General features: G+C 39.0%; 22 protein-coding genes, 4 tRNA genes and 1 CRISPR repeat array. Of the genes, 9 read left to right on the top strand and 17 right to left on the bottom strand.

From position 1 onward, the window contains the following. The first annotated feature begins 38 nt into the window (after window positions 1-38). Both HXT24_RS04225 and HXT24_RS04220 read left to right on the top strand, forming a co-directional pair. Window positions 39-812 (top strand): amidohydrolase family protein, encoded by a 774-nt coding sequence (locus tag HXT24_RS04225; protein ID WP_004121563.1) that lies wholly within the window; start codon window positions 39-41, stop codon window positions 810-812. Between the two features lie 154 nt (window positions 813-966). Next, the gene (locus HXT24_RS04220) at window positions 967-1,881 is read left to right on the top strand and encodes a dihydrodipicolinate synthase family protein (RefSeq protein ID WP_422119226.1); all 915 of its coding nucleotides are present in this window, start codon (window positions 967-969) and stop codon (window positions 1,879-1,881) included. A gap of 119 nt (window positions 1,882-2,000) precedes the next feature. On the opposite strand, the gene thrS is transcribed toward HXT24_RS04220, so the two are convergent. The 5 genes from thrS to HXT24_RS04195 form a co-directional block, all read right to left on the bottom strand. Next, a complete protein-coding gene (gene thrS / locus HXT24_RS04215; protein WP_103013143.1) occupies window positions 2,001-4,031 on the bottom strand; it encodes a threonine--tRNA ligase in 2,031 nt (676 codons plus the stop codon). Between the two features lie 144 nt (window positions 4,032-4,175). Continuing rightward, window positions 4,176-5,075 (bottom strand): metal ABC transporter permease, encoded by a 900-nt coding sequence (locus tag HXT24_RS04210; protein WP_004111893.1) that lies wholly within the window; start codon window positions 5,073-5,075, stop codon window positions 4,176-4,178. A 2-nt stretch (window positions 5,076-5,077) separates the two neighbouring features. After that, window positions 5,078-6,010 carry a metal ABC transporter permease gene (locus HXT24_RS04205; RefSeq protein ID WP_246979127.1) on the bottom strand — a complete coding sequence of 311 codons (933 nt, stop codon included), beginning with the start codon at window positions 6,008-6,010 and terminating at the stop codon, window positions 5,078-5,080. After that, entirely contained in the window at window positions 6,000-6,791 is a 792-nt protein-coding gene (locus HXT24_RS04200; protein WP_116692159.1) for a metal ABC transporter ATP-binding protein, read from the bottom strand. Before HXT24_RS04200 ends, HXT24_RS04205 begins: the two co-directional genes overlap by 11 nt. 94 nt (window positions 6,792-6,885) lie before the next feature. Beyond that, on the bottom strand, window positions 6,886-8,070 hold the full coding sequence (locus HXT24_RS04195; RefSeq protein WP_020761066.1) for a metal ABC transporter solute-binding protein, Zn/Mn family: 1,185 nt from the start codon (window positions 8,068-8,070) through the stop codon (window positions 6,886-6,888). Window positions 8,071-8,411: 341 nt separating this feature from the next. Between HXT24_RS04195 and HXT24_RS04190 the strand changes: the two genes are divergently transcribed. From HXT24_RS04190 to HXT24_RS04180, 3 genes are all read left to right on the top strand, one after another. Continuing rightward, window positions 8,412-9,455: an ADP-dependent NAD(P)H-hydrate dehydratase gene (locus tag HXT24_RS04190; protein ID WP_020761067.1), complete on the top strand. Its 1,044-nt coding sequence runs from the start codon at window positions 8,412-8,414 to the stop codon at window positions 9,453-9,455. Next, complete coding sequence (locus HXT24_RS04185; RefSeq protein WP_422119225.1) at window positions 9,455-10,168, top strand: HAD family hydrolase; 714 nt, start codon at window positions 9,455-9,457, stop codon at window positions 10,166-10,168. Before HXT24_RS04190 ends, HXT24_RS04185 begins: the two co-directional genes overlap by 1 nt. A gap of 106 nt (window positions 10,169-10,274) precedes the next feature. After that, entirely contained in the window at window positions 10,275-11,207 is a 933-nt protein-coding gene (locus HXT24_RS04180) for a LysR family transcriptional regulator (protein WP_004115343.1), read from the top strand. A 284-nt stretch (window positions 11,208-11,491) separates the two neighbouring features. Here HXT24_RS04180 and HXT24_RS04175 read toward each other — a convergent pair. The 4 genes from HXT24_RS04175 to HXT24_RS04160 all read right to left on the bottom strand — a co-directional run bounded on the left by HXT24_RS04175 (window position 11,492) and on the right by HXT24_RS04160 (window position 11,880). Beyond that, window positions 11,492-11,564 (bottom strand) — tRNA-Val (locus tag HXT24_RS04175). A 40-nt stretch (window positions 11,565-11,604) separates the two neighbouring features. Next, window positions 11,605-11,676: transfer RNA gene (locus HXT24_RS04170), tRNA-Val, on the bottom strand. Between the two features lie 32 nt (window positions 11,677-11,708). Further along, window positions 11,709-11,779, bottom strand: a tRNA-Cys gene (locus tag HXT24_RS04165). Between the two features lie 28 nt (window positions 11,780-11,807). Further along, window positions 11,808-11,880, bottom strand: a tRNA-Gly gene (locus HXT24_RS04160). 163 nt (window positions 11,881-12,043) lie between these two features. Here HXT24_RS04160 and HXT24_RS04155 point away from each other — a divergent pair. From HXT24_RS04155 to HXT24_RS04140, 4 genes are all read left to right on the top strand, one after another. Then, entirely contained in the window at window positions 12,044-12,334 is a 291-nt protein-coding gene (locus HXT24_RS04155; protein WP_422119224.1) for a hypothetical protein, read from the top strand. 97 nt (window positions 12,335-12,431) lie between these two features. Then, on the top strand, window positions 12,432-12,599 hold the full coding sequence (locus HXT24_RS04150; protein WP_422119613.1) for a hypothetical protein: 168 nt from the start codon (window positions 12,432-12,434) through the stop codon (window positions 12,597-12,599). 10 nt (window positions 12,600-12,609) lie between these two features. Then, the gene (locus HXT24_RS04145) at window positions 12,610-12,918 is read left to right on the top strand and encodes a hypothetical protein (RefSeq protein ID WP_422119223.1); all 309 of its coding nucleotides are present in this window, start codon (window positions 12,610-12,612) and stop codon (window positions 12,916-12,918) included. A gap of 175 nt (window positions 12,919-13,093) precedes the next feature. Beyond that, window positions 13,094-14,224: an IS256-like element ISGva2 family transposase gene (locus HXT24_RS04140; protein WP_029600594.1), complete on the top strand. Its 1,131-nt coding sequence runs from the start codon at window positions 13,094-13,096 to the stop codon at window positions 14,222-14,224. 334 nt (window positions 14,225-14,558) lie between these two features. Further along, window positions 14,559-15,135: direct repeats of the CRISPR family, unit length 28 nt; unit sequence GGATCACCCCCGCGTATGCGGGAAAGAC. A gap of 107 nt (window positions 15,136-15,242) precedes the next feature. On the opposite strand, the gene cas2e is transcribed toward HXT24_RS04140, so the two are convergent. The 8 genes from cas2e to cas3 all read right to left on the bottom strand — a co-directional run bounded on the left by cas2e (window position 15,243) and on the right by cas3 (window position 25,197). Continuing rightward, window positions 15,243-16,322 carry a type I-E CRISPR-associated endoribonuclease Cas2e gene (gene cas2e / locus HXT24_RS04135; protein ID WP_422119222.1) on the bottom strand — a complete coding sequence of 360 codons (1,080 nt, stop codon included), beginning with the start codon at window positions 16,320-16,322 and terminating at the stop codon, window positions 15,243-15,245. 1 nt (window position 16,323) lies between these two features. After that, window positions 16,324-17,265 (bottom strand): type I-E CRISPR-associated endonuclease Cas1e, encoded by a 942-nt coding sequence (gene cas1e, locus HXT24_RS04130; RefSeq protein WP_422119221.1) that lies wholly within the window; start codon window positions 17,263-17,265, stop codon window positions 16,324-16,326. Window positions 17,266-17,290: 25 nt separating this feature from the next. After that, window positions 17,291-17,938 carry a type I-E CRISPR-associated protein Cas6/Cse3/CasE gene (cas6e, locus tag HXT24_RS04125; protein ID WP_020761302.1) on the bottom strand — a complete coding sequence of 216 codons (648 nt, stop codon included), beginning with the start codon at window positions 17,936-17,938 and terminating at the stop codon, window positions 17,291-17,293. Then, entirely contained in the window at window positions 17,939-18,814 is an 876-nt protein-coding gene (gene cas5e, locus HXT24_RS04120; protein WP_020761303.1) for a type I-E CRISPR-associated protein Cas5/CasD, read from the bottom strand. It abuts the gene before it with no gap. A 58-nt stretch (window positions 18,815-18,872) separates the two neighbouring features. Continuing rightward, a complete protein-coding gene (gene cas7e / locus HXT24_RS04115; RefSeq protein ID WP_422119220.1) occupies window positions 18,873-19,961 on the bottom strand; it encodes a type I-E CRISPR-associated protein Cas7/Cse4/CasC in 1,089 nt (362 codons plus the stop codon). A gap of 88 nt (window positions 19,962-20,049) precedes the next feature. Then, complete coding sequence (gene casB, locus HXT24_RS04110) at window positions 20,050-20,670, bottom strand: type I-E CRISPR-associated protein Cse2/CasB (protein WP_032836563.1); 621 nt, start codon at window positions 20,668-20,670, stop codon at window positions 20,050-20,052. A 23-nt stretch (window positions 20,671-20,693) separates the two neighbouring features. Continuing rightward, window positions 20,694-22,355 (bottom strand): type I-E CRISPR-associated protein Cse1/CasA, encoded by a 1,662-nt coding sequence (gene casA / locus HXT24_RS04105; RefSeq protein ID WP_020761306.1) that lies wholly within the window; start codon window positions 22,353-22,355, stop codon window positions 20,694-20,696. Beyond that, window positions 22,342-25,197: a CRISPR-associated helicase Cas3' gene (gene cas3 / locus HXT24_RS04100; RefSeq protein ID WP_422119219.1), complete on the bottom strand. Its 2,856-nt coding sequence runs from the start codon at window positions 25,195-25,197 to the stop codon at window positions 22,342-22,344. Before cas3 ends, casA begins: the two co-directional genes overlap by 14 nt. Between the last annotated feature and the right edge of the window lie 176 nt (window positions 25,198-25,373).

The following is a 25,373-nucleotide window of genomic DNA, read 5'->3' as shown; positions in this document are numbered from 1 at the left end:
GAAAGTCTTTAGAAAGACTTTAGAAAGGAAAATTTATTATGTCTCAACTTCGTATTTTAGATTCCCATTTTCATATTTGGGATCCAACAAAGCAAGTCTTACCTTGGCTTGATGGTTTAGACAAATTAAACCACACTTTTACTCTAGAGCAGCTGGAAAAAGAGTATGCAGATTTGGGCGTTGACTTCCTCGGTGGCGTATACGTTGAGGTTGATGCTGCAGACCACGAGCTAGAAGATAGGCTTATTGGCGAAAATCCTAATCCAAAGATTCTGGCTAAAATGCTTAGGGTTACATTGGATCCATTTATGCGCGTGCCAATTCACGCAACTGGCATTCGCGAACCTCTTCACATTCCAAGCGAACCACGCGGACGCTGCCTAGAGCCTTCATTTATTGGTGGTCTTAAGGCAATGGCAAAGAAAGGCATGCCTTTTGAGCTTTGCAATCGTGGCGAAGAGCTTGGAGACATGGCTAAAGCTTTTGAGCAAGTTCCAGAAGTGACTGTTGTTCTAAACCATTTGGGCAATGTTCCAGGATTAGACGATGATTCTTGCAATGCTTTGCGTGCGTTTGCAAAGCTTCCACACAGCTATATTAAGATTTCTGGAGATAATCCAGTAAATCCAGATATTGTTAAGTTTGTACGCGACACGTTTAGCCCTGATCGCCTACTCTTTAGCTCCAATTGGCCAGTTGTTAAGTTGAATTCTTCACTTAAGCAGCATCTTGACTTAATGGTTGAACTTTTCGGCGACGACGAAGATTTCTTCATGAATAATGCAAAGAAGGCGTATGGTATTAAACTGTAATTAATTAAGTTATTTGAATAATCGATTTGAATAATCGATTTGAATAATCATTGCTTATGGGGTGTAAGATTTTGCCAGTTAAAGTCTTATACCCCATAATTCAATACATAGAATAATTAAATACACAAAATAATTAAATAAAAGGACGAATTTTATGACTACTTCTAATGGTGCAGAGCTCGATTTGCATGCTTTTAAAGGCGTTTTTTGCCCATCAATAACTGTAAGCAAAGATGATGGAAGCATTGACTACGACTTATGGGCAAAGTACTTAGACCATCTGATTGATGCTGGGATTAATGGCATATTGATTTTTGGCAGCATTGGCGAGTTTTATGCATATCCGCTTAGCATAAAAAAGGAAGCTGCTAAGTTTGCTATTGAACACGTTAATCACAGAGTTCCAGTTCTTATAGGAGTTGGAAACACGAATCTTAACGAAGTGCTTGACTTTACTAAGTTTGCGGAAAGTTGCGGAGCAGATGCTGTTGTAGCCGTGTCTCCATACTACTTTGGACCAACTGCACCAACCGCAGAACGCTACTTTGGTGCAATTGCTAACGCAACTAGCTTGCCTGTTATTCTATACAACTTCCCTGCTAGAACTGGCAGCGATTTAACACCAAGCTTAGTTGCAAGTCTTGCTGAAAAATACCCGAATATTGTTGGTATTAAAGATACGGTAGATACTATAAGCCATACTCGCGCAATGATTGAAGCCACTAGACGCGTAAACCCAGATTTCGTTGTTTTCTCTGGCTTTGATGAGTATTACACTCCTAACAGGATTGCTGGAGGAAATGGCGTGATTTGTGGACTTACTAATGTAGAGCCAGAGACTTTTGCATCTTTGCATAAAGCGTATGAGGCTGGCGATTTTGCGCATCTTATTGAATGTGCTAAAAGAATCAGCCATTTGATGGCAGTTTACAACACTACCGACTTGTTTATTTCTGCTATTAAAGCTGCTGTAAATCTTAAGGGATTGCCTATTAGTACGCTTGTTCGCGAGCCTGCAAGTCAAGTTAATAGCGATCAAATCGAAGCAATTCGTGCGCTGCTTAAGTAGTAGTCTGCTTACGCAATAAATCAAGAATAAAAGGAATAAACCCGCACAACGTTAAGAAGTGCGGGTTTGTTTTGTATTGACTTACGTTGATTTATGCTACGTAAGTTGCATCGCGGATGCTACTTTGTGTAACGCTCAAAATCTTCTGCAGTATTCACTTGAACGCGCTGCTTAATAATGGACAAAATCCACTCTTTAGCTTGCGAGGTAGGAACGCCATTCAATTGGCTACCATCGCGGAAGCGGAAGCTCACAGCATTGTTGTTCACATCCTCTTCGCCAGCAATCAAAGTGAAAGGCACCTTAGACTTAGAAGCGTTACGAATCTTCTTGCCAAAGCGATCGTCGGAGCTGTCCATTTCGCAACGAACCATATTCTCTTCCAAATCGCTAATAAACTTTTGCAAGTGCGGAGCAAACTCGTCTGCAACAGGAACGCCAGTCACCTGAACTGGAGCCAACCATGCTGGGAATGCGCCTGCATAATGCTCAAGCAAAATAGCGAAGAAACGCTCAATAGAACCGAAGAGTGCGCGGTGAATCATAACCGGGCGCTGGTGGCTACCATCAGCTGCAATGTACTCCAACTTAAAGCGCTCAGGCAAGTTGAAGTCGAGCTGAATAGTAGAAACCTGCCAAGTGCGGCCGATTGCATCGCGAGCTTGCACAGAAATCTTCGGGCCGTAGAATGCAGCTCCACCTGGATCGTCCACGAGTTCCAAACCAGACTCTTTAGCAACCTCTGCCAAAGTGTTAGTTGCTTCTTCCCAAATCTCGTCGGAACCAACGAACTTGTGCTCATCCTTAGTGGAAAGCTCCAAGTAGAAGTCGTTCAAACCGAAGTCTTTAAGAAGACCAAGCACAAAGTTAAGCAAGCTCTTTAGCTCATCGCGCATCTGCTCGCGAGTGCAGTAAATATGCGAATCATCCTGAGTCAATCCGCGAACGCGAGTTAAGCCATGAACAACGCCAGACTTTTCGTAGCGATACACAGTACCAAACTCAAACAATCGCAAAGGAAGTTCGCGGTACGAACGCTGGCGAGACTTGAAGATCAAATTATGCATTGGGCAGTTCATTGGCTTCAAGTAGTAGTCAGCACCTTGACGAGTTACGTTACCGTTTTCGTCGCGCTCTTCGTCAAGCTTCATTGGAGGATACATGCCATCCTTGTACCACTGCAAATGGCCAGAAGTCTCATACAAGCCGCCCTTAGTAATATGCGGAGTTTGTACGAAGCTGTAGTGATGCTTTCTGTGCTGCTCACGCGAATAATCTTCCATCGCGTTAATAATCGCAGCGCCCTTTGGATGGAACACTGCTAAGCCTGGACCAATCTCGTCTGGGAATGAGAACAAATCCATTTCTTGGCCAAGCTTACGATGATCGCGCTTAGCAGCTTCTTCCATGCGAGTTGTATACGCTTTAAGCTCTTCCTTGCTAGGCCAAGCAGTGCCATAAATGCGCTGAAGCATAGGATTATGCTCCGAACCGCGCCAGTAAGCTGCAGCAACACGCTCAAGCTTAAAAGCCTTAATATAGCGCGTATTTGGCAAATGAGGTCCACGGCACAAATCACTCCAGACCTTATTGCCTTCGCGATCCAAATTGTCGTACATGCTAAGCTCATGCTTGCTGATTTCGCCAGCAGCAGCCGGATCAAGAGCCGCTTCCTTATCTCCAATCAACTCCAACTTATAAGGTTGATTTGCTTCTTCTTCGCGCGCTTCATCCTCTGTTACAACGCGGCGGCGGAAGCTTTGAGACTCTTTAATAATGCGCTGCATATGCTTTTCGATTTGCTTCAAATCGTCTGGCGTAAATGGAGTATCAACATCGAAATCATAGTAGAAGCCGTCTTTAATTACAGGACCTACGCCCAACTTTGCGTCTGGTCGAATTTCTTGAACAGCTTGAGCCATCACGTGTGTAGCGGAATGACGCATGATTGCGATGCCATCTTCACTATCAAGTGCTACTGATTCCACGGTATCGCCGTTATGAAGAGACGTGTACAAATCACGCAACTCGCCATTTAAACGCACGGCAATAATATTCTTATCTTCCGCGAAAAGTTCAACGCCAGTGAAGCTTGCATCCACCTCCTTGCGCTCATTGTTTACTGTGATGGAGATGGTATTTTCAGCCATAATTGTCCTTTTCTATCGGGGTCTTGCGTTACTAATGTGCAGACCTGGACTTGTGTGGCGTCGATAAACTTACGCGATTAAAACATAAATAAAACGCGCAAAAAACGACGTCAATCGCGCGCATTTTTCACGCGCAATTCTCTGTTACTCTAGAACAACAGAGCGACTTTTTAACAATGATTTTTTGCAAAAACCAGAATAAATCTCATGTATTTTCAAAAAGATGCTTTCACTAAGCTTTACAACTAAATAGAAGCAGCCAGCGCAAATCGCGATAGTTCCTCCAGCAGAAAGTCTTAAAATCACAGCTAAGGCAAGTCCTAAAAGCGCTATAAAAATAGAAGACAATACGCAAGCAAACACAAATTTGTTAATGGAACGCATCCTGCTCTTTAGTGCTGCTGCAGGAGCTGCGATTAAAGATACCGAAACAACAGTTCCAACAGCTGGAATAATTACCGAAACCGTAATGATTATTAGCGCAAGAACAATTCCTTGCATTAATCCGCTTCTGCCTCCTAAAGCTTTGTAATTAGTGGAGTCAAAAGAGCAATGAATCAAATTAGCACTATTAAAACTCCACAATCCTAGTGCGAGAGCGAATGCAATAATCGCAAAAATCACGTCTGCAGGAGTGCAATTAAGCAAAGATCCTGTTAAAAAACCCTCAATTCGCAATGGAAGAGGAGCAAACCACTTGTTTAAAAAGTAGCCGCTTGCAAAACCAACAGTAAGAGTTATTCCAGCAGATGCTTGAGAAGATATGCCCTTTAGTTTAGAAAGCACATGCATCATAAAAGACAAAACAATACAAGCCAAAGCAGCGCCAATAAAAAGACCAATAGACAAAACGTTTTGGTCAATCGTATAAACAGATGTAACTACAACTCCAATAACAGCTCCTGGAAAAGCAGCGTGAGTTATAGACTCGGTGAAGAAAATACGCTGATTGAGCAAAGCCAAGGATCCAACAAAACCGCATAATGCTCCAACAGCGATTGCCTCTACAATCGGAAGAGCGATAATTTGCCAAATACTTACCATTATTATTTTCCACCACACTCTATTGCGCTAGACTTTTTCTTTTTAGAAAACACTAGTGCGTATGTAACTCTGTATAAGAATCTTAAAATCAAAACGACTACGAACATTGCGCAAATACTTAGTGCCACTGCAGCTTGCGGAGAAACTGGATGATCAAGTTCCAAGTTCATAGCGTACATGCCTAATAAAACGCCAAAAATACCAACCGCAACGCCAACAAACGCCATACGCCCAACAGTGCGAGAAACTAATCTTGCGCTAGCTCCAGGAATAACAAGGTATCCAATAACAAGAAGTACGCCAACAGCCGAAGATGCAGAAACTACAACAGACGCAATTGCAACGTTTAGCACAATATCTACAAGTAAAGTATTAACACCCATTAAAGGAGCACTAGCGCGGTCAAACGCAACAACAATTTGCTTCTTCCAAGTTAGAACAAGTAATGCGATTGCAAATAAACAAATAAGCATTGCTTGAGTCATTCTATCGTCTGTAACATCTAGCAAACGTCCAAACATAAGTGCTTCAAGCTGACCAGACATATCTCCCTTTTTAAGAGATATTACGATTCCAAGCGCAAAAAATGTTGTTAAAACTGTTGCAATTATTGACTCGTTGATTTTTTGAGACCTAGATGCCCACACAAGAGCGGCGACCAAAAAAATTGCGCAAATCGAAGCTCCTGGAATGATTTGCCCAATTCCACCATATAACGCTCCGACTACGATTCCAGGAAAAATCCCGTGAACCAAAGCCTCCGCATTAAACTCGGCGCATCTTAAGTTAACAAACACGCCAACTATTCCGCTAGCAATCGCAAGAACAATAAGAAGACAGAAAGGTCTGAAAATGTAGGGAGCGGACGCAATAAAGTCAAATCCTGGTATTGGCTCGAGGATTTTGCGCAAAGACTCAACCAATTCAGCTAGCATTGGATTCGTCTCCTAAAGCAGAATCTAGCGAATCATTTGACGAAGCATTTAACGAATCATCTTTGTTTGCTAATTGATTCAAAGTAATACCCGCACTTGCAGCTGGCATACTTCCACCATAAGCCAAAGATATGTTTTCTTTAGTCATGACTTTTCTAAGAGGCCCAAAAGCTACTTGACGACCAGCCAAAAGCAAGGCTTTTTCGCAAATCGCGTCCGCGATTACCAAGTCGTGAGTAGAAACAACAAACGAAATCCCATCTTCTTTTGCGGACTTCATAATATTGAGCAGTTCTTTTCGATTCGGCTCGTCTAATCCGTTAAAAGGCTCGTCTAAAAGAATTAACGTAGGGCGCGCAACAATAGCTCTAGCAAGCAATATTCGCTGGCGCTGACCTCCAGAAAGATCACCAAATCGCACATCTGCTCTATTTAGCAAACCAACATGATTAAGAGCGTCCTCAACAGATTTTTTCTGGCTTTTTTTAAGCAAACCGAGGAATCCAGTTTGTCTGCTTAAGCCCATTGCTACAACCTGACGAGCGGTGATTGGAAAAGTCAAATCCAAATCAACTTGTTGAGGAACGTAGCCTATAGAAACCGTTTTTGGCATTGTTAAGCTTCCATGGCTTACTCGCACAATACCAATAATCGCCTGCAAAAACGTTGTTTTTCCAGAACCATTAGGTCCTATTAAAGCTAAAGCCTCTCCAGCTTCTACACTTCCGTTAAGCCCAGTCACAACAGTTTTATAACCATATGCTAGGTCGCAATCTTTCATTGCTAGGACGCTCTTATTCACTATAAATTAACCTTCTTGTAACTACTTTTGTAGTGATTTATTATTTTCAGCTACTTATATAGCCACCTATTAACTACTTTTTCAAAGCAGTTTTTACAGATTCTGGAAGGTCTGGAACTTTGCCATCCCAAGCCTTAACAAGAGTCTGAACATTGTGGACAATGGAACCAATATAGGTCTCGCCAGCAGAGCCAACAGGACCAAGGGAATCGCCATAAAGCGCATCGTCGCCAATAATCGCCTTTACTCCTGCAGCAGCAGCCACAGCCTTAATAGACTTTGAATTGTTGGAATTTTCGGCAAAGATTGCTACGGCACCAGACTTTTTAACAGCTTCTGCAGCCTCCTTAATATGGTCTGCAGTTGCATCCTGCTGACTGTTGAAGTCAGAAAGAGCTGCGCCAATAAACTTAACATTGTAGTCGCGTGAGAAGTATCCGAATGCGTCGTGCGAAGTAAACAGAACGCGATGTTCCTGCGGTACGCTGTTCAAAGCACTAGTTGCCCAAGAGTCCAAATCAGTAAGAGACTTAACGAACTTTTCAACATGCTCATCGAAGATTGACTTGCTTTCTGGAAGAGCTTTGCCAAGGAAGTTACCAATATTCTTGACTTGAATCATAGTATTCTTGGTGCTAGTCCAAATATGTGGATCATACTGGAATTCTGGCTCTTTCTCGCCTTCTTCTGGTGGGAATGGCCATTTTTCAGCATGAACCTTTTCAACACCGCGGTCAATCTTGTAAGGAAGATTCTTTTCTTTAGCAGCTTCTGCCTTTGAATCCTTGATTTCGTCTGCGGTAAGAATGCCCGAAGTTACACCCATTGTGCCCTTAAATCCAGTAGCTTTTACAGCCTGATCTAAGAAGTGCTCAAGATCTACTCCAGAAACAAGCATTAAATCTGCTTTAGAAAGCGCTTTGGATTGCGCTGGAGTCATCTCATGCTCGTGTGCAGACGCGTTTGGAGCGAGTAAGCATGTAAGGTTGATTGTTGACTTTGCTTTGTCTTGAGGCGCGCCAATCACAGACTTTTTGCCTTGAGAATCGGTTTTATTAAGGCTTAATCCAGATTTTGCATCTGCAGTGGATGCGATTTGAGTTACATAATCGCAGATTTGAGTGGTGGTTGCAACTACGTTTACTTGATTACCGTTAGTCTTTTGATCTGCTGTCTTAGCTGTTGATCCACATGCGCACAAGCCAACAGTTAGCAAAGCGGCGGTGGCTGCGGTGGCAAAAATTCGTGCAGTTTTCACTATTTTCCTTTCCGGAATCTATGAATTCACATTATTGCAAGTCTTGTAATCTGTTTAAAAAGCGTTTTCACTTTCTCCATTATTTTTAATTAGGAAAGATTATCGTTAGCAATAACGTTTAAAAGCATAGAAAAAATATGATGGATGGTCAATGAAATTTTGAAAATTTATTATATTTTTTCAAAAGTGGCGTGTCGCAAATTTTTTGTCTGATATAATTGCGATTTTTCTTGCGTTATATAAATAAATGGTGTATATAGCGAATGCAATGTTACAAATAACAAAACCACAAATAACAATCCCACAAATAACAATCCCAGATATTAACTACAATCGTAAGCATGAGTGAACTTCTAAACATAGAAGCAAAAGATGTAAGCAAATGTCTAAAAAAGCCTAAGCCTTTTTACAATAAATACTCTCGTGGGGTTCTGGGATTAGTCACAGGTTCTAATGAGTATCCTGGAGCTGCAATATTAAGCGCGAGTGCTGCGTCACACGCAAATATTGGAATGGTTCGTTATGCCGGTCCTCTTCGTGCACAAAACTTAGTATTACAAACATCTCCAGAAGTAGTAGCCTCGGAACAATTAACTGGAAAAATCGACGCTATAACAGTTGGATCTGGAATACCAGATGCGGATCATTGCAATACTGAAGCTAGCGCAAATCAAAGAAAATACATTGCGAGCATTCTTGCGCAATATGCGAAAGAAAATAATAATTCGAAAGAACAATCAATAAGTCAAAAAGATAATCTTCCACCAATATGCGTAGATGCTGGAGCGTTAGATTTACTGCCAAAACAGGTTTGCACAAAAGTAGTTCTCACTCCACACGCAGGAGAATTAAGCTCACTTTTTACTAGATACGACTTGAATATAAGCGCACAACAAATATCTAGCAATCCAACACACTACGCTCAAAAAGCAGCCGATCTTACTGGAGCAACTGTGCTAGTTAAAGGCGCAACAACAGCAGTTGCATCACCATCAGAACTACACTCTCCCATTTATATTGCAAAATGCGCTCCATCTTGGCTCGCAACCGCAGGTTCAGGAGATGTACTGGCAGGAATTCTAGGAGCATTATTAGCGCAACGCGAAAGAAAAGAAAATAATAAAAATTGTGCAGAAAATTATGCAGAAAACTACGCGAATTACGCAGAAAACGAAAACTATGCTTTTATTGCAGCGAGCGCAGCTGTAATCCACGGAATTTCAGCATCATTAGCATCTAAAATCAACAGCGAAAACAATTACACTCAATTGGCGCAAGACATAGTGGAATCAAATGATGATTCAACTTCAGATCACCCAATTGTAGCAAGCGATATTATTAATGCGCTGCCTTACATTATTGGTCTTTTAATGAATCTTAATTAGTGAAAGAAGAAAAAATGAAAAACACAAATATCAACACAAATATCAACACAAATATCAACACAAATGAAAATGTAGAATCTGTTGAAATTCACGACGTAATGTTTGATTATTGCAAGGTCTTACTCGAGTGGAATTGTAGGAATTGTTTACAAAAACAGTTCCCAGATTTGGTAGACACGATTTGCCCTAATGGCACTTTTGGAAAAGACGATTTGGCTGGATTCTATGAGTTTGAAGACCGCATGGACGGCGGCGAACTACTAAAAGACCTTTTGCCAGAATATGAGAGGCGCTTTGGCAAGGAGCTTAGTAACGCTTTTCAATGGTATTGCGCACACTATGACCAAGTTCTTACGCAAATGATGCCTGGAATGGTTGATTTATTGCACGATTTACGCAAAGCTGGCTACGGAGTTTGGGGATTGACTAACTGGTCTAAAGAAACTTTCCCACTCGCATTGCGTAAATTCCCAGAACTTTCTACTCTTTTACAAGGTACGGTTATTTCTGGCGTTGAAAAATTGCATAAGCCACAGCCCGAGATTTTTGAGCTTGCTATGAACAGATTTGGATTGAAACCGCAAACAACTGTTTTCTTCGACGATAAGCCAGTAAATATTGATGGCGCGCATAATGTTGGTATGCATGGGTTTGTTTTTACTACTACCGAACAAGCTCGCAAAGATTTAGCATCGCTGGGCGTTAGATTATAAGCACTAAGCCAAAGTCGCAAGATTATAGGCGTTAGTTTATAGTTGTTATAGTTGTAATAGTTGGAAATAGTCAAGTATAAATCCCAAAATCGGAAGGCTCTTAATAATGACGCTGCTGCAATTAAAGTACATTGTGAAAATCGTAGAGTGCGGATCTATGAACGAAGCTTCGCATGAACTTTATGTTTCACAACCAGCGTTAAGCTCTTCCGTAAAAGAATTGGAACGAGAGCTTGGAATTGAGATTTTTACAAGGTCTTCTCAAGGAATTGCATTAACTGTTGACGGAGCTGAGTTTTTAACATACGCACGACAAGTTTTAGACCAGGCAGATTTGCTTGAAGAGCGATACAACAGCACTAAGCCTAGAAAACAGCTTTGCAGCGTTGCAACTCAGCACTACATGTTTGCTGTTGAGGCTTTTGTAGACATGATTCGCAGCATTGATTCTAACGAGTACGAGTTTTCACTAAGGGAGACGCGTACAAAAAATATTATTAATCAAGTGACTTCAATGCGCGCAGACCTTGGTTTGCTTTATCTTTCCGACTACAACAAAGACGTTATTGGAAAGATGCTTCGAGAAAAGCATCTTGAATTCCATCCACTTTTCCGCGCTAAATTGCATGTGTTTATTTCTAGAAACAATCCACTTGCGGGTCATAAAAAACTCACTTTGGAGGATTTGCGACCATATCCGTTTATTCAGTATGAGCAGGGTGAGGATGGTAGCTTCTTCTTTACGGAGGAAGCGGTATGGCCTCAACATCCGCCTAAAAAGATTAATGTTACTGATCGCGCAACCATTTTGAACTTTATTATTGGTCTTAATGGTTTTACGATTTGCACTGGAATCGACAATGGCGACTTGAATAACGAGAAAATCGTGACCATTCCGCTGGATTGCGAAGAAACCATGCTTGTTGGGTGGATTAAGAATGAGCGCACGAATCTTTCTCCTGCAGCAATTGCGTATCTTTCTCAACTCGAATCTGTGTTAATTAAACACGGATATCAAGTAATAAGTAGAGCTAAATAGTAGAACTGAGCAGCGTGATTAAGCAGCGTGATTAAGCAGCGTGATTAAGCAGCGTAACCGAACAGCGTAACTGCGAGATTTTGGGAATTACACTATTCAGCACCGTTACACTATCAAATACTATTTTGTGCATAACTCAAAAATAGTGTTTAATTTTGATGCTACGCTTATTCTTAAATCAACCTATACGCAAAAAATGTATTAACAAAATGCTGACTAATACCGAGGAATATCAGTAGATACAAAAAATGCGGTATATCATACCGCGAAACTGAACAATATTGTGGGTGATATAGGAATCGAACCTATGACCCCTTCCGTGTGAAGGAAGTGCGCTAGCCGCTGCGCCAATCACCCAAAATTTTTTTAATTATGCGTGAAAGGCAATCCTTTCGAGTGGGCGATACAAGGTTCGAACTTGTGACCCCTTCCGTGTCAGGGAAGTGCGCTACCACTGCGCCAACCGCCCAGGTTGTTTTATTAAGCTAACCCGCTTAATCGAGGTGGGTACGAGAGTCGAACTCATCTATACGGCTTTGCAGGCCGCTGCCTAACCGCTTGGCTAACCCACCGTAAGGTCGAATAACTCACCGGACCTAGAGCGGACAACGGGACTCGAACCCGCGGTCTCAACCTTGGCAAGGTTGCGCTTTACCAACTAAGCTATGTCCGCAATGCTCTCACACTGACCACCGCCAGCCCGAAGCACGAGTAACTACTATACCCGAAATATTCTCAAATGCAAGCTTTGCGTCTTTTGGCGTGTCGCTTGGCGTGCTCAAGAAGTTTGTATAGTATTCGAGATTTATATATTGTGTTTTGCGCCAATTATTAAAGTGCTCACGTTTTATTACGGTCGCTACGAAACACGCGTTGGAAGTCATACGATTCGCCAGTACTTGGTGATTACTAGGAAAAAGCAGAAAGCAGGCACGCTCACAATTGCGAATTCTCCACTCCCAGACGCGTTGGCAGGCATTGTGCAAGAAGCACCATTGTGGAATTATGAAACAATTCGCATGTATGCTGCTAACCGTTCTCGTAACCCTATCGTTTTGCCTAATAGTGCATCTGACGCGGCTGAGCTTATTCGACTGCTCGTTGCTGAAGGCACTGCTAGACTGTGAGCAAGAAGAGTCATGGTGTTATGCTGGGGTTATGGGCAAAAAACGGGGGTTCCAACCAATACTGCTGGCTAGAACCCCTAGCCCTTAGTCTTTCCACATGATTATGAGTAAAACAAGAGTATTAGGCATTATTTCAGCCATCTGCGCTATTACAGCGGCAACAAACGTTGTTCTACAAGTGCCATTTGCTGGCATTGGATTCACTCTAGCTGCTGGTATTGCTGGACTGTCTGCTGGTTTAACGGGTAGTAGTAAAGAAAAATAAGGAGCATATTATGCTAGATGAGAACGGTCAAACAGTACTCGTATCACTGCATGATATTGCGCGTCTTCTTGGCGTCGGCTACGAGTCTATGCGCCAGTATTTGGTGCACTCTAGGCGTGCAGCCTTAGATGGTCAAGATGCGAGTAGCCTCCGCGGTCTGATCCCACTACCAACGCACTCAGTTGGTGCGCTAACAGCAAAGCCTGCGTGGGATTATGACATTATACGTGATTGGGCTGCGCGCCGCCCGCATCGCCCTGTAGAGATGCCGTCATCATGGCAAGCGCTGCAAGAGGCGGTTAGTAAAGCAGGGTTATAGGCCAAAAAGTGTGTAAGAAATCATGTCTCACGCATTGCAATACAAGCGTTTTGCGGTAATCGAATCTGTTTTCTGCACATTCGCCACCCGGACAAAAAGTGTGTAAAAAATCAGCTCATAACCCTTATGGCAGTAGGGCTCGTTGTATATCGAATGTGGGTTATTCTTCATTTGTATGAATAACCCACTATGCAATAACTGTCATCATAAAATGAGCAAGAATGGTCACACCAATGCTGGCACTACTAGATACCGTTGTACTAACTGTGGGGCTTCTAAAAGTAGAGCGTATGATAAACAATCAAACGATTTAACAGTTAGTTTAAATTGGCTTTTATCTAATAAGACTCAGGATAAGTATTCATACGATTTCTCAGCCCGTACCTTAAGACGTAAGAATAAGCTTTTATGGGACTTATGGCCGCAAGTACCATTCGTGGATGAAGTTTATGATTACATTCATGTTGATGGTATTCATTTAGGACGTAAATCTGTAGTATTAATCGCTTACTCTGGGAAACATGTTTTAGGCTGGTATGTGGCTCGTAGTGAGAATAGTCGCGCGTGGGGTTATCTCATGCAGCGTATTGCGGAACCGCTAGTAGTAGTTTGTGATGGTTCTGGTGGTATTCGTAAAGCAGTAAAAACATATTGGCCTAATACGAAAATACAACGTTGCTTGTTCCATATAGGTCTTAACATTAAAGCTTTAACTGGAGTTAATCCTCGTCTTACTCCTGGTAAGCAATTACTATCATTAGCTAACATTGTTTCTGACATAAAAACAGAAAATCAAGCTCGTCATTGGCTTATTTCTTACAATAATTGGGTGAATACTTGGAGTGATTTTCTTAAAGAGAAAAGCAAGTATTGTGATGGTAGTATTGCTGATACTCATCAAAGACTAGTTCGTGCTAAATCAATGATTGATAGGCGTATTCATGAGGGTTATATGTTTACTTTTCTTAGCCCTCCAGAAGATTGCACTCATCCTATTCCACCAACTAATAATGCTATTGAATCAATGAATAGTAGAATTCGCGCTATGCTACGTAATCATCGTGGATTAAGCTTGTTAAAACGTATACACGCTATATGCTGGTGGTGTTATTTAAACACGAGTAAGCCAAGAGATAAGTCTTGGATAGTCACTCATTCTTTTACTAGTAAACGTATAGAACAACTCTATAGGCAAGCTTGGGAGCGTTCTAATCAAGGATTATCTGAAGTATTTGGAATACCAGCAAGATATGGTACTGGTGTTGATTGGAATGAGTTCCATAAGAGTCGTGAATACTACCAGTAATTATCAAAAAGCTAAGCTGATTACTTCTATTTCCAGAATATTCATCAGCTTAGCCTTACACACTTTTTGGCCTATAACCCGTAAAGCAGCTAAAGCAGAGTCAAACAATCAACAGTAAAAATAAGGGGTAGGCAAGTTTTTATTTGCCTACCCTATTGCAAAAACAATCAGCGCGCGCGATATAATACGCCGCGTAGCATTTTAACCACCACTTGTGCGTACGCTATCATACCCACCATTAGACTACTACAACCACACTTGCCGCACATGTAGGTTTTATCCAGCGTATGCGGGAAAGACTGGAAGCAGTCTTGCATCCTGATAGCGTATCGCAGTATCACCCCCGCGTATGCGGGAAAGACAAATGGTCTCGGCATTAAACCGCTACTTATAAGGGATCACCCCCGCGTATGCGGGAAAGACTTAACGCAATGAAAGACGCGAATGCCATGTATAGGATCACCCCCGCGTATGCAGGAAAGACCTGTTTCACCTTTCATCTGAATCTCCCATAAGGGGATCACCCCCGCGTATGCGGGAAAGACCGGCCGTATTCAAAACGTTTCGACGCAATACGAGGATCACCCCCGCGTATGCGGGAAAGACTTCTGCCATGACTATTTGAAAGTAAATGACACGGGATCACCCCCGCGTATGCGGGAAAGACGCCAATACTTCACAAGGAATACGAGTGTAATAGGGATCACCCCCGCGTATGCGGGAAAGACCGCCATTCGACGACTCGCACAACATAATTCATGGGATCACCCCCGCGTATGCGGGAAAGACCGATCAATGCTATTAATCGCGCAAGCGTGAACAGGATCACCCCCGCGTATGCGGGAAAGACGCAGTTCAGGTGTGTCGTTTGGTGTGTCGTCACGGATCACCCCCGCGTATGCGGGAAAGACACTTAAAAATCCCAATAAAATGACCATTTCTATAACATGAACAGTCAAATCTCATTTACTTTTCAGATTCAACATATCACAGAGCGTAGTACAACAGTATGCTATTTTTATGAAATAAATTTTAGCAATCCTTTCAAATTAAAAACAAGATGCGCTGTTAGTCTAGCATCCAGAAGAGCTCTATGTGGAACAGATTCAGCAATGTTGTATTCGTGCAGCACTGTTTTTAATTGGTAGTTTTTTAAAAATTTCTTTTCTTTCTTTACAAAACGAGAAATATCAATAACTTTATTAACAGAAAAAGCACTGCTGAGTTTCTCATCTAATGAGAATAAAGCCGAATTAAGAAATCCAATATCAAACGATACGTTATATCCTAATAATGGTAATTTTCCCACAAAATCAATAAATTCTCTTAATGCTAAATCTAATCTGACACCATAAGATTCAAGCATGTTGGATGTAATACAAGTTAGCTCAATAATTTCATTAGGAATAAAATTATTTTTGTTAAAATTACTAACGCTATCGCAATTAATATTTATTAATTTCTGGAATTCTTCAATTTTCCCATCAATGAACTTAACGGCTCCGATTTCGATAATTTTATCAACTTTGCTATTTAAACCTGTAGTTTCGCAATCTATTACAACAAAATTCTTACTTGTTTTACCAATAAAATCTTTCCAGTAATCTGTACAAGTTATTTTTTCATTATTTATAGCAAAGTCTGAAGTTCGAGAAACATTATCATAACTTAGATAACTAATATTTTCATTTGTAAGATTATTTTTAATTTTATTAGAAGTAGTATTAATACTTTTATGACTAACATTTGAAAATTTCCTTGCGTTATGAAAATGCGCTGCATCGCTAAATCCATGTTTAATATCGTTTTCTAATGTATCAACTGTTGGAATACGTACCAGAGGTAATCCATCCGAATAAACCACCTCACGATGCGAATGAATAGTTTTAAAATCGTAGCCAATTTCATTTCTGGAAGAAAAGCTCATTGTTACAGCACCATTTCCAACACTGTCTTCTATGCGCCTCCATAATTCTTCTCGAACTCGACTATTAAAATTGCCGACGTAAACGCCTGTAGCTATTTCTTGCATCCACTTGGTTAAATCACCTCTTAAAGATAGTGGACAGTTAGTCATCGTAATCACAGTTAACGGCATATCAATTCACCTCACTGTAATTTATTCCAGAATCTACTAGAAGTTCCTTATCGTCCCAAAGATGTATTACATCAACAGTAATTTGCTCGTCAATTGGTATTTCAAGAAGATTTTGTATATCATTAACAATACGAGACATTATGTTGCAATTTGCGAAGCAATCGCGCATCTTCAAACGCATTAACTGTTCAATGTCATCATCGGATTCATACTTAGAAGCAATTTCAAAAGACGCAGGAATAGTTAATTCAGCTTTATATAAGTCTGCAATATCGTATACGAGAGAAAGATCATGTCCAGTATGTACGAAACCTAATCCAGGTGCTAAACCTAAAGCAGATATTATGCTATGCACTAAACCGTATAAGCATACGTTACCTACAGACAATGCTTGATTAACAACAGTGCCACTTTCAAAATCGTCGATTTTATAATCGCGACCATTCCATTGGACATTGTATTTGTTAGACATTTCCCTATATACATGTCTAACACGAGCGCCCTCTCGACCTCGCAATTGTTGCATAGTATATGACGATACGTTTTCGTTAGGGAAACGCATTTGATACATTTTTCTCGCAACGCTCAGTCTAGACCTATTATTAGTAACAAGTTTTGCTTGTTTTTCCAACAATCTTGAACTTCTTGACAATGCTCTACCATGAGCATAATTTCGAACCCCATGCTCGCCAACCCAAACTATGCTTGCACCAACATCTCCAAGTAATTCCATAGCTCTATGAGTAATCTCAGTGCCAGGGCCTAAAAGTAAAACGCCAATCATTGCAGCAGGAACTCTTATAGTTCCATTTGCATCAAAGACTGTAACAGCACTATCAAGACAATTAATTTTCGCATGCTCTACGTATATAAAACTCACTCTGTCGCTTATACGTGGAAGCTCTGGTATTTCAGCTTTTTTGGCACCGAATTTCTTTTTCATACTGTTACAGCCTTTAATCATTTATTTAATTACCTAAAGGAATTACTGTCATCATTCCAAAGCCATACGCTTTCTTTTTGCCAATTCCTTCTAGCAGTGTTTTACGCATGATGTCTACATCGCTAATTGTTAAAATACCTTGATAAACAACTTTACTTAATCGAATAGGTTTTTCTGACTTGGTAAATAAGCTATATCCGCGTTCAACAATAGCAAATTCATTTTTGTTCAACGAAAAACCTAATTTTTGTGCGCGATTAAGCAAAAAATTCATCTGCTGATCATAAGTAACATGTGGCACTACCCTACCTCTAGTAGTGCGAGTTTCATCAGTATCAGAAATAGAAACAATAGGGTTAAGCGTCACACGAAATTGCATTCTCATGCCATTCATTAGTGAGCCTAAAAACTTATCATAAGTTTTACTTGACGCTGTTCCGGAAACACCATACATCTCTAAACGTTGCAAATCTGGTTCAGAATCACTCACTATAAGCAGGTAATGCTTTCCATGCAAAACATCAACTCTCCATAGTTTTCGGCTTCTTTCATGATTTTCCCATTCGTCAGGGAAACTTTGCTCAACCCAATTATGGAAAGCTCCTACAGATTTAAGATCTCTCAATGATGAGGGCTTTTTATAATCAATTTCAACTCTGCTTAAATAAGACATTTAAGACTCCAATCCAGAAAAAGCATCATGCACAGCAATAAAAGCTCCAATAGATTTCACATGCTTACTATCTGATGAAATACCTTCCGAATCCGAATTATCGTGGAGAATTCTCTTAATAGGTATCTCCATTTTTGACTCGTAACGGAATCCGAATTTTCTTTCCTTGTTAGAGAAAGAATTAACGAAATCCTTGCGCAATCTGCGAACTGATCCCTGAATTTTATAAGTACTAGTACCGTCTTTAACTAATTCTGCTGCAGCTTTATCTACTAAATCAGAATCAGCGTATAAGGATATAAATACTTCATTGTATGATTCATTAGAAGACTCTGCTGTTTCAGATAGTCTAGAAGTATTAAATCTTTTTTCAGACCACTTGTTTGCAAGCCACTCATGCGTTAATAGAGCCTGAATTACTCCACAATCTTCTACTCCTAGGATAAAGTCAGCAGTAGGAGGCAATGATCTTCTGCCTAAACTAGATTGAAAATATGGTGAGCGCAACGCGTCGTTAATACTGTAAATAAGTTGCTCATTATCGGATCCTATTGCAACTAGGAATATGGCATCTTCTAGATAGTAACGATTTGTAACGTAATTCTTTTCAAAATCACCGTTAGGCTTATATTTTGCAGCAATATGATAATCTCTAAGCAAATTTCCTTGCTGATCTATTCGTACTGCAAAATCTAAATCATTAAGCTTTGCAATCTCTTCATCACAATCTGCACTTCTTCTATATCCAAAAGCTGCAGCAATCATACCTATTACCGCACTTTTAGATGGATAGTAATCCGTATGACGAGTCTCAAAATGTGAATCTGTACCCCATGATTGCAGCGGTCCAGAAAACTTCAGTAATAAACTTTTCATAAGCTTCCTAACTCTTAAACACTAAATATCAACTAATAAGTGTTATTTATTAAGGAATTTACTGAAGAAATTCGGAGACTTTAGAAGAAAAGTCATCCAATAATTGCTGCATATTTTGCTCTTCCACTCCTAATTTAATTCCCTCATTTAAAGAATCCATTGTTACATAGAATGATGCAAGTGGCTTATGGACGAATTTTTGAACTTTCTCGTATTCTTGAGATAGCTTATCTATAGACTTTGAAACATATCCATCACTAGATTTTACTGGATCTTCAAATGCACTAACTAAGTTCACTGGCCTGTCATCTCTTAAAGTTACCACCAGCATTTGCGGCAAAGTTTGATTCGCAAAAGTATTTGCTTTTCCAGTAGGCATAGCATTAGCGAAAGCTTCAATAAAAAGCTTAAGAGCATTAATTGTAGATTCTTTGTTATCACTCAACTGATGACTAAATTCATGTACTGCAACATTTGCATAACGATACAGCGTTGAAGAATTATATTCTATTGTGCCCAGCATTCCAGCTCCAGCATTATCATCCGCAGATAAATCATCTACAGCAGTATAGTAATCAAATTCAGTTCGAATAGCATGAGTGGAAATTGCGTGAGCAACTTGAGAAGAAGCATCTTCATTAAGAGATCGATTGTCTGCAAGCATGCGACCGAATAGCGCAATATCAATAGGTGGATTATCTTTCAAAATTTCTTCCAGCTGCTTCTTATCCTTAATATTGTTGACTGCTGCTTGCGCTAGAGAATTCGCTTGATTTTCACCTAAGAAAAATAGAACATTTACTACAGGAGTTATTTTACCCTTATCTGTTTTAGTTTTAATACCAGCATTATTTAACGTTTTTTTTGCTAAATCTAATGCTTCTTGTTCAGATAATTCTGGTTTTAATGCAATAATTTTATCTGCAACGTACTTAACAATGTTTTTACTTCGTATTCCAACATTGGAATCTCCGCTGTGCTCTTTGAAATATTCACGCATTGAATGCTTCCAACATTGAGAGCTTACTCTAGCTCTAGTTACACCACCATATTGAGCAGTTTTCGGGCTTCCTGCATCATCACGATTAATATTGCATGGTGGAACAGTTTGTATTGCTTGAATATCTAAGAACAAATGAGCGTTCATTGTTTTGCCTTTCTAAATTTTAGTTAATTGTTTAATAACGTTGTTTTTGAAATATGTAATTTTTAAAATATGTGATGTTGCTAAAAAGTTATTGCTGCTTGCTTAAGCGATAATATTCTTGTGCCCAGGAAAGTCTTATTTTTTCTGAATCTTCAAACTGAAGCAAATACAAATCGCGTGCTAGTTTAGAATAATCAATCGCTTGTTGATTTTCTTTTGTTCTGCTTTTTAGCAATCGGATTAATTGACGAAGATAGTAGTAAAAACTCTCATAATTGCTTGCAGTAATCATAACACTAAAACGTCTATCCATCGCCCCACGTACACCTTCATCGCTTCTCAGTGCTCTTAAAGCTGTTCCCATATTGTTATAAGATTTTTCATTTTCTGAATCTTCAGATTTGTTCAGATCTTTATAACTTGATTTTTCTACACCACCTTGCTCGTACAATGCGTATATTTGCAAAGTGTTTATAACAGCTTGCATTTGATAGCTCACTTCACCATATTTATTGATGAAGCTTTCCGGAACATTGCTTAATATCCATGGCCATATTTCTACAGACTGACTTAATGGCTTACCAATTGTGTGGCGAAGTTGAGCAAGCATAGCTCTATTTGACGAAGCATCTGCAATTTCTATAAATTGCTTGATAATTTTGCTAACAGCATTAGATACTTCAACAGATTTGCTTTGATTTTCAGCCATAATAGCCTCCTTTCTCATGTATTTTATTTTTCTGATAATTTTTTCAATCGACTAGTAAAAATGCTGTAAGCTATAACTATATTTTTTGCAGGACTTTTTTTACTTTTTTCGCCAACAAGACCTGTAAAATCACGTAATGTAGCATTTTTTAACATGACTTCTGCCTCATTTATGAGTATGTTATACAAAGTATTTCTCCACTGAGTGCAACGCTCATTCTTGGAATCGTTTGGCCTAATATTTGCTAACCATTCTCTAAACGGTTGATCGACTAAGAAATAAGCATGACTAACATACTTAGCAGCATATTTAGTTGTATCATCTTTATTTCTATTGCGTATTTCACATATATCGAGAAGAAATTGCCTGTAAATAAAATCTATGGCAGATTTTGTATACTCAACTTCTTTATTAATTCTGCGTACCCAACCGTCGTTGGTATTATCAGTAAAAACTACCTCATGAAAATGCAAATTATCATATATTTCATCAATAGGAATATCAGATGAACTATTATCACCTTTCATGCTTATAGCGTGTAACGAAATAAAAGAACCCACAATATCTTTACTAATTTTGTTTAACCATTCCATAATTCCTGGTTTGTGATTTTTTACGCTTTCATCATCTGATTCTTGCGATGTAAGTAACCCGAACGACCTCCACATAGATTCTTCTGCACTATGCTTCCTTGGTATATAGGTATCCTCGACTTTATTTTTTTTGTTGTGCAACCAAACTGTCATTGGCTCAATAAATGCATCTTCATTATTTAGCTTTAGAAGAATTACCGTATAAATAGATATTCCTTTATCCATCCTAATACTAGGATTTATATATATTGCTCTACTCCAACGAGTGTAAAGCTGAGAAATATTGTCAATAAATGTGTCATAAAACGAATTTTCAATATTTTCCGCTCCAGAATACTCCCAACACGGTTTTTGCCTCTTCTCAGGAGATTGCACATCGCCAACAAGCACGCAGTTGAGCATAAGAGTTTCAAATAGATTTTCCCCTTCTATGTAAATACCACCAAGATCAAAAAGCCATCCTTTAGAAGAATCATATTTTTCACTACCAAATTTAGTTTTATCTGGAACACTGGAATATGCTTGAAAAGCGATAAGCCATCTAGCTAATTGTGATTCATTAAGAATAGATTTATTTTCACCGCATTTTGGAGAAAATATAGCTACTTTATTTTTACTTTCAGAAATTAAGCGATTAATATTTTTGCCCAATAATTCAGTAGGATTTTTATGACTAAGCTTTTTGCTATAAATATCCTGTTTAGGTACTTGGAAAAATGGATACTTGTCATCAAAAAGATAGAAACGATCATGCCATTGTTCTAAATATTTGAAAACTGCGTCTGGAAACTTTTTTGAATTCCAAACTTCGCGCCAAATATTCATTGTTTCTTTATTGAAATCGTATTCATCATCTTCAGCTGAATCAAATTCACGAGAATTTCCCTGAATATCGTACCTAGAAAAAACAGTATGAAGAACAGCAAGCAAAATGCGAAGCAATGCAAAATCCTGTGTTTTCATATCTCCTGCAAGAGCCTTATATTCAGATGCATGCTTAAACACATCTGTAATTGATACGAGTTTATTGTGGCCTTTTTTGTCTACAATGACGGAAATCCAAGGCTCATCCAATAAATTAAATCTGCTCACCTTTTGATTCCTTTCTATCTTCTTCCGAACTCTTAATACATACAATACCACTTTTTTCAGAATATAGAACTCTATATTTTGAAATCATGCAACTATTATTTTCATCAAACAGAAGTACTAAAGAACCTCGCAACCAAGGATGATTATTCCAGTTTTGGAACTGTTCTTGCTTGCGTATTTTTTCTAACTCTTTAATTATTTCTTCAACGCGATTACTGTTCGACACAAACATCCAAGGCAGTCTTACTGTTTCTTGAGCAAGATTCATTGCAACTTCTGAATCATCGATATTTTGCGATATATCTTCACAATCATGGAAAGTTCCATAGCCCAATCCAACTTTTTTCACAGCAATAACTTCTATAGATTCACCGCTATTACGAACTTGGGCACATGCAAATTCATCAGATTCATTTGTAATTGAACTATACAATAATCCAACAATAGACTTTTCGCCAACTCTTGTCACAGGATTTTCAACGCGATACTTTTTAGCTTTAGCTTCATTACTATTTCTTAATGAATCATGTTCTCTTTTTGCAGAAACGTACGCATATCTCAAATCTCCCTGTAACTCTAAAGGATTATCTCCATAAACTATTTGCACTAATCGAGAAATATCTTGAGGCATGTTTATAACATCTGGCAAATAATATTGAGTTCTCATAAGTAAATATTTGCTGTAAATAGACTCTGAAGCTTTCTCAAATTCATAACGATCACTGGTTCCCAACACATATAAAATTGGTTTTTTAAGAAAATCCGGGCGTTCTATCGTATGCCTGTGTAATCTACCAGCACGTTGAAGTAATAAATCTATAGGAGCAAGATCAGTAAACAAAACATCAAAATCAATATCAAGCGACTGCTCTAATACCTGCGTACCGATAATTATTGCACGAGCAGGTCTATGAGCATTCTTTCCAATCATATTGCAAATTTGTTGTTCTTTTCTAACTCTATCTGTAGCAATAAATTGCGAATGAATAACTATAACTTCTTCGTCAGTAAACTCACCAACGCATGCATTATAAATTTCCTGAGATCTTTTAACAGTGTTTACTATAATCCCAGCAATACCGCCATTATTTAACAAAGATTTAAGCTCATTAACAAGTGATTCATGTAAGTTATCGTCTGTTATTTTTCTTACAGAAACAGATTTATTCTCACTAGTATCATTTTCAATAAATTTTTGTTTTACACAGTTTTTATCACTGTACGTAATTAAAGGATAATTATTTGTTTCAAAATCAACATTAGATTTATCACATTCTCTCCAATTAAACCCAAACAATCCACACATATAGGCTTTTATAAGTTCTTTTCTACGCTTAGCAGGTAAAGTGGCGGAAAGTAACACAACAGGAACGCCGTATGCTGCCATCCAAGTAAGAGATTCTTCAAGATACTTATTCATATAAGCGTCATAAGCGTGTACTTCGTCAATAATTACAACTTTTTTACTTAATCCCAAATGACGAAGCATAAGATGTTTTTGCTTTAACGAAGCTAACAAAAATTGGTCTACTGTACCAACCACAAAGTCATCCAACATTGCGGTTTTTCGTCCAGTAAACCAATCATTAAGTATTACTCCATTATTATTTACATCATTACTATTAGAAGTACTTTCACAACCATCATTCATATTTTGCATTCCATGCGGCAAATGCGCATAATCTGCATTCAGTTCAGCTTTACCATGAACTAAACGTAAACCAATTTCACCCTGAAAATCACGATTCACGCTTTTAATCCAATCCTCAACTCGCTTAAACATTCCGTTAGAAGTTGCTTGAGTAGGAAGACCGAAGAATACTCCGCTTCTTCCGGTTAGATTTGCTAATTGCTCAGCAGCAATTAAAGAGGCTTCTGTTTTCCCCGATCCCATTGCAGATTCAAGAATAAAAATTCCAGGCTCTTTAGACTGAGAAATAGCATCGCACAACGCTATCTGAATATTATTTGGCAAGAAACCAAAACGATGTTTGTATACTTGCGAAACATTTTTACAACAATTTAATGATTCCCATACGTCTTTAGAACCATGCTGCAACCACTTTTCCCAACCTTTTCTATATCTTTCTTCCTGATTTTCAATCAAATCTTTCTCTATTGAAATAAGAGGAAAATAGTGTTCATTACTAGCAATCCAATCAGCCATAATTACTAATCCACACAATAAAACTTGTGCTGGCTCACTTATTTCAGGAAGATCATCTACATTAGAAAAATCATTTCTTTCTAAAGCCCAATCCAAAATATCATTCTGCAATTTTTTCCATAATTTACTATTCTCACTTTCAGTTTCACTTTGATAATAATGGTCAGGATACGCAGATTCGTTACTTTCACAAACAGAATCATTATCTAAAGGTTTACCATGATGAGCTCCAACGATTGCACAAATTCCTTCAGGAACTCCAGCATTAGAAAGAATAGCTTGACCAGTTATAGTGTGATGGCTACTCGAGCGACCCTTTGCATTTTTAATAAAATAATCAATATTTGTAAAACCAACAGTAGCTAACTTATCTTTTAACGCAATATCTAAATCTTCTGAAGGTGAAGACGATTTGCGAAACTGAAAAACGGGAGTAGCTTTACCAATATCATGTATGCATCCTAAAAATTGAGATAATTTTTTTGCATCAACATGTTTACTTAATGAGGATTCAATCAATTTTCGCTGACCATCACTAAGCCAATGATCCCATAATTGGCCAATAACATTTCCAGTATCTTCAAGGTGTTGAGCAAGAGGAAGCCATTGCATAGTACCATTAACTTCTCTCTTTTTACCCCATAATTCAGAATTAACAACGTAATTACAACTCATGATTACCGTCTTCCAATTTTTCCTAATCCACAATGATTATTAAATAATGGTAAATATACTCTCAATAAAAGCTTTAAGAAAGATTGTGTTGAACATTTATTTACTAAAAATTAGTTGAGCTTCAAATACACAATGCAATCTGAAGCTCAACCATTGTACCCCGCTTATGCGGGAAA

It is taken from the genome of Gardnerella sp. DNF00354 (genome assembly GCF_049262755.1).
In the GTDB taxonomy this organism is placed as follows: domain Bacteria; phylum Actinomycetota; class Actinomycetes; order Actinomycetales; family Bifidobacteriaceae; genus Bifidobacterium; species Bifidobacterium vaginale.
This window is presented reverse-complemented; position numbering and strand designations above follow the sequence as displayed.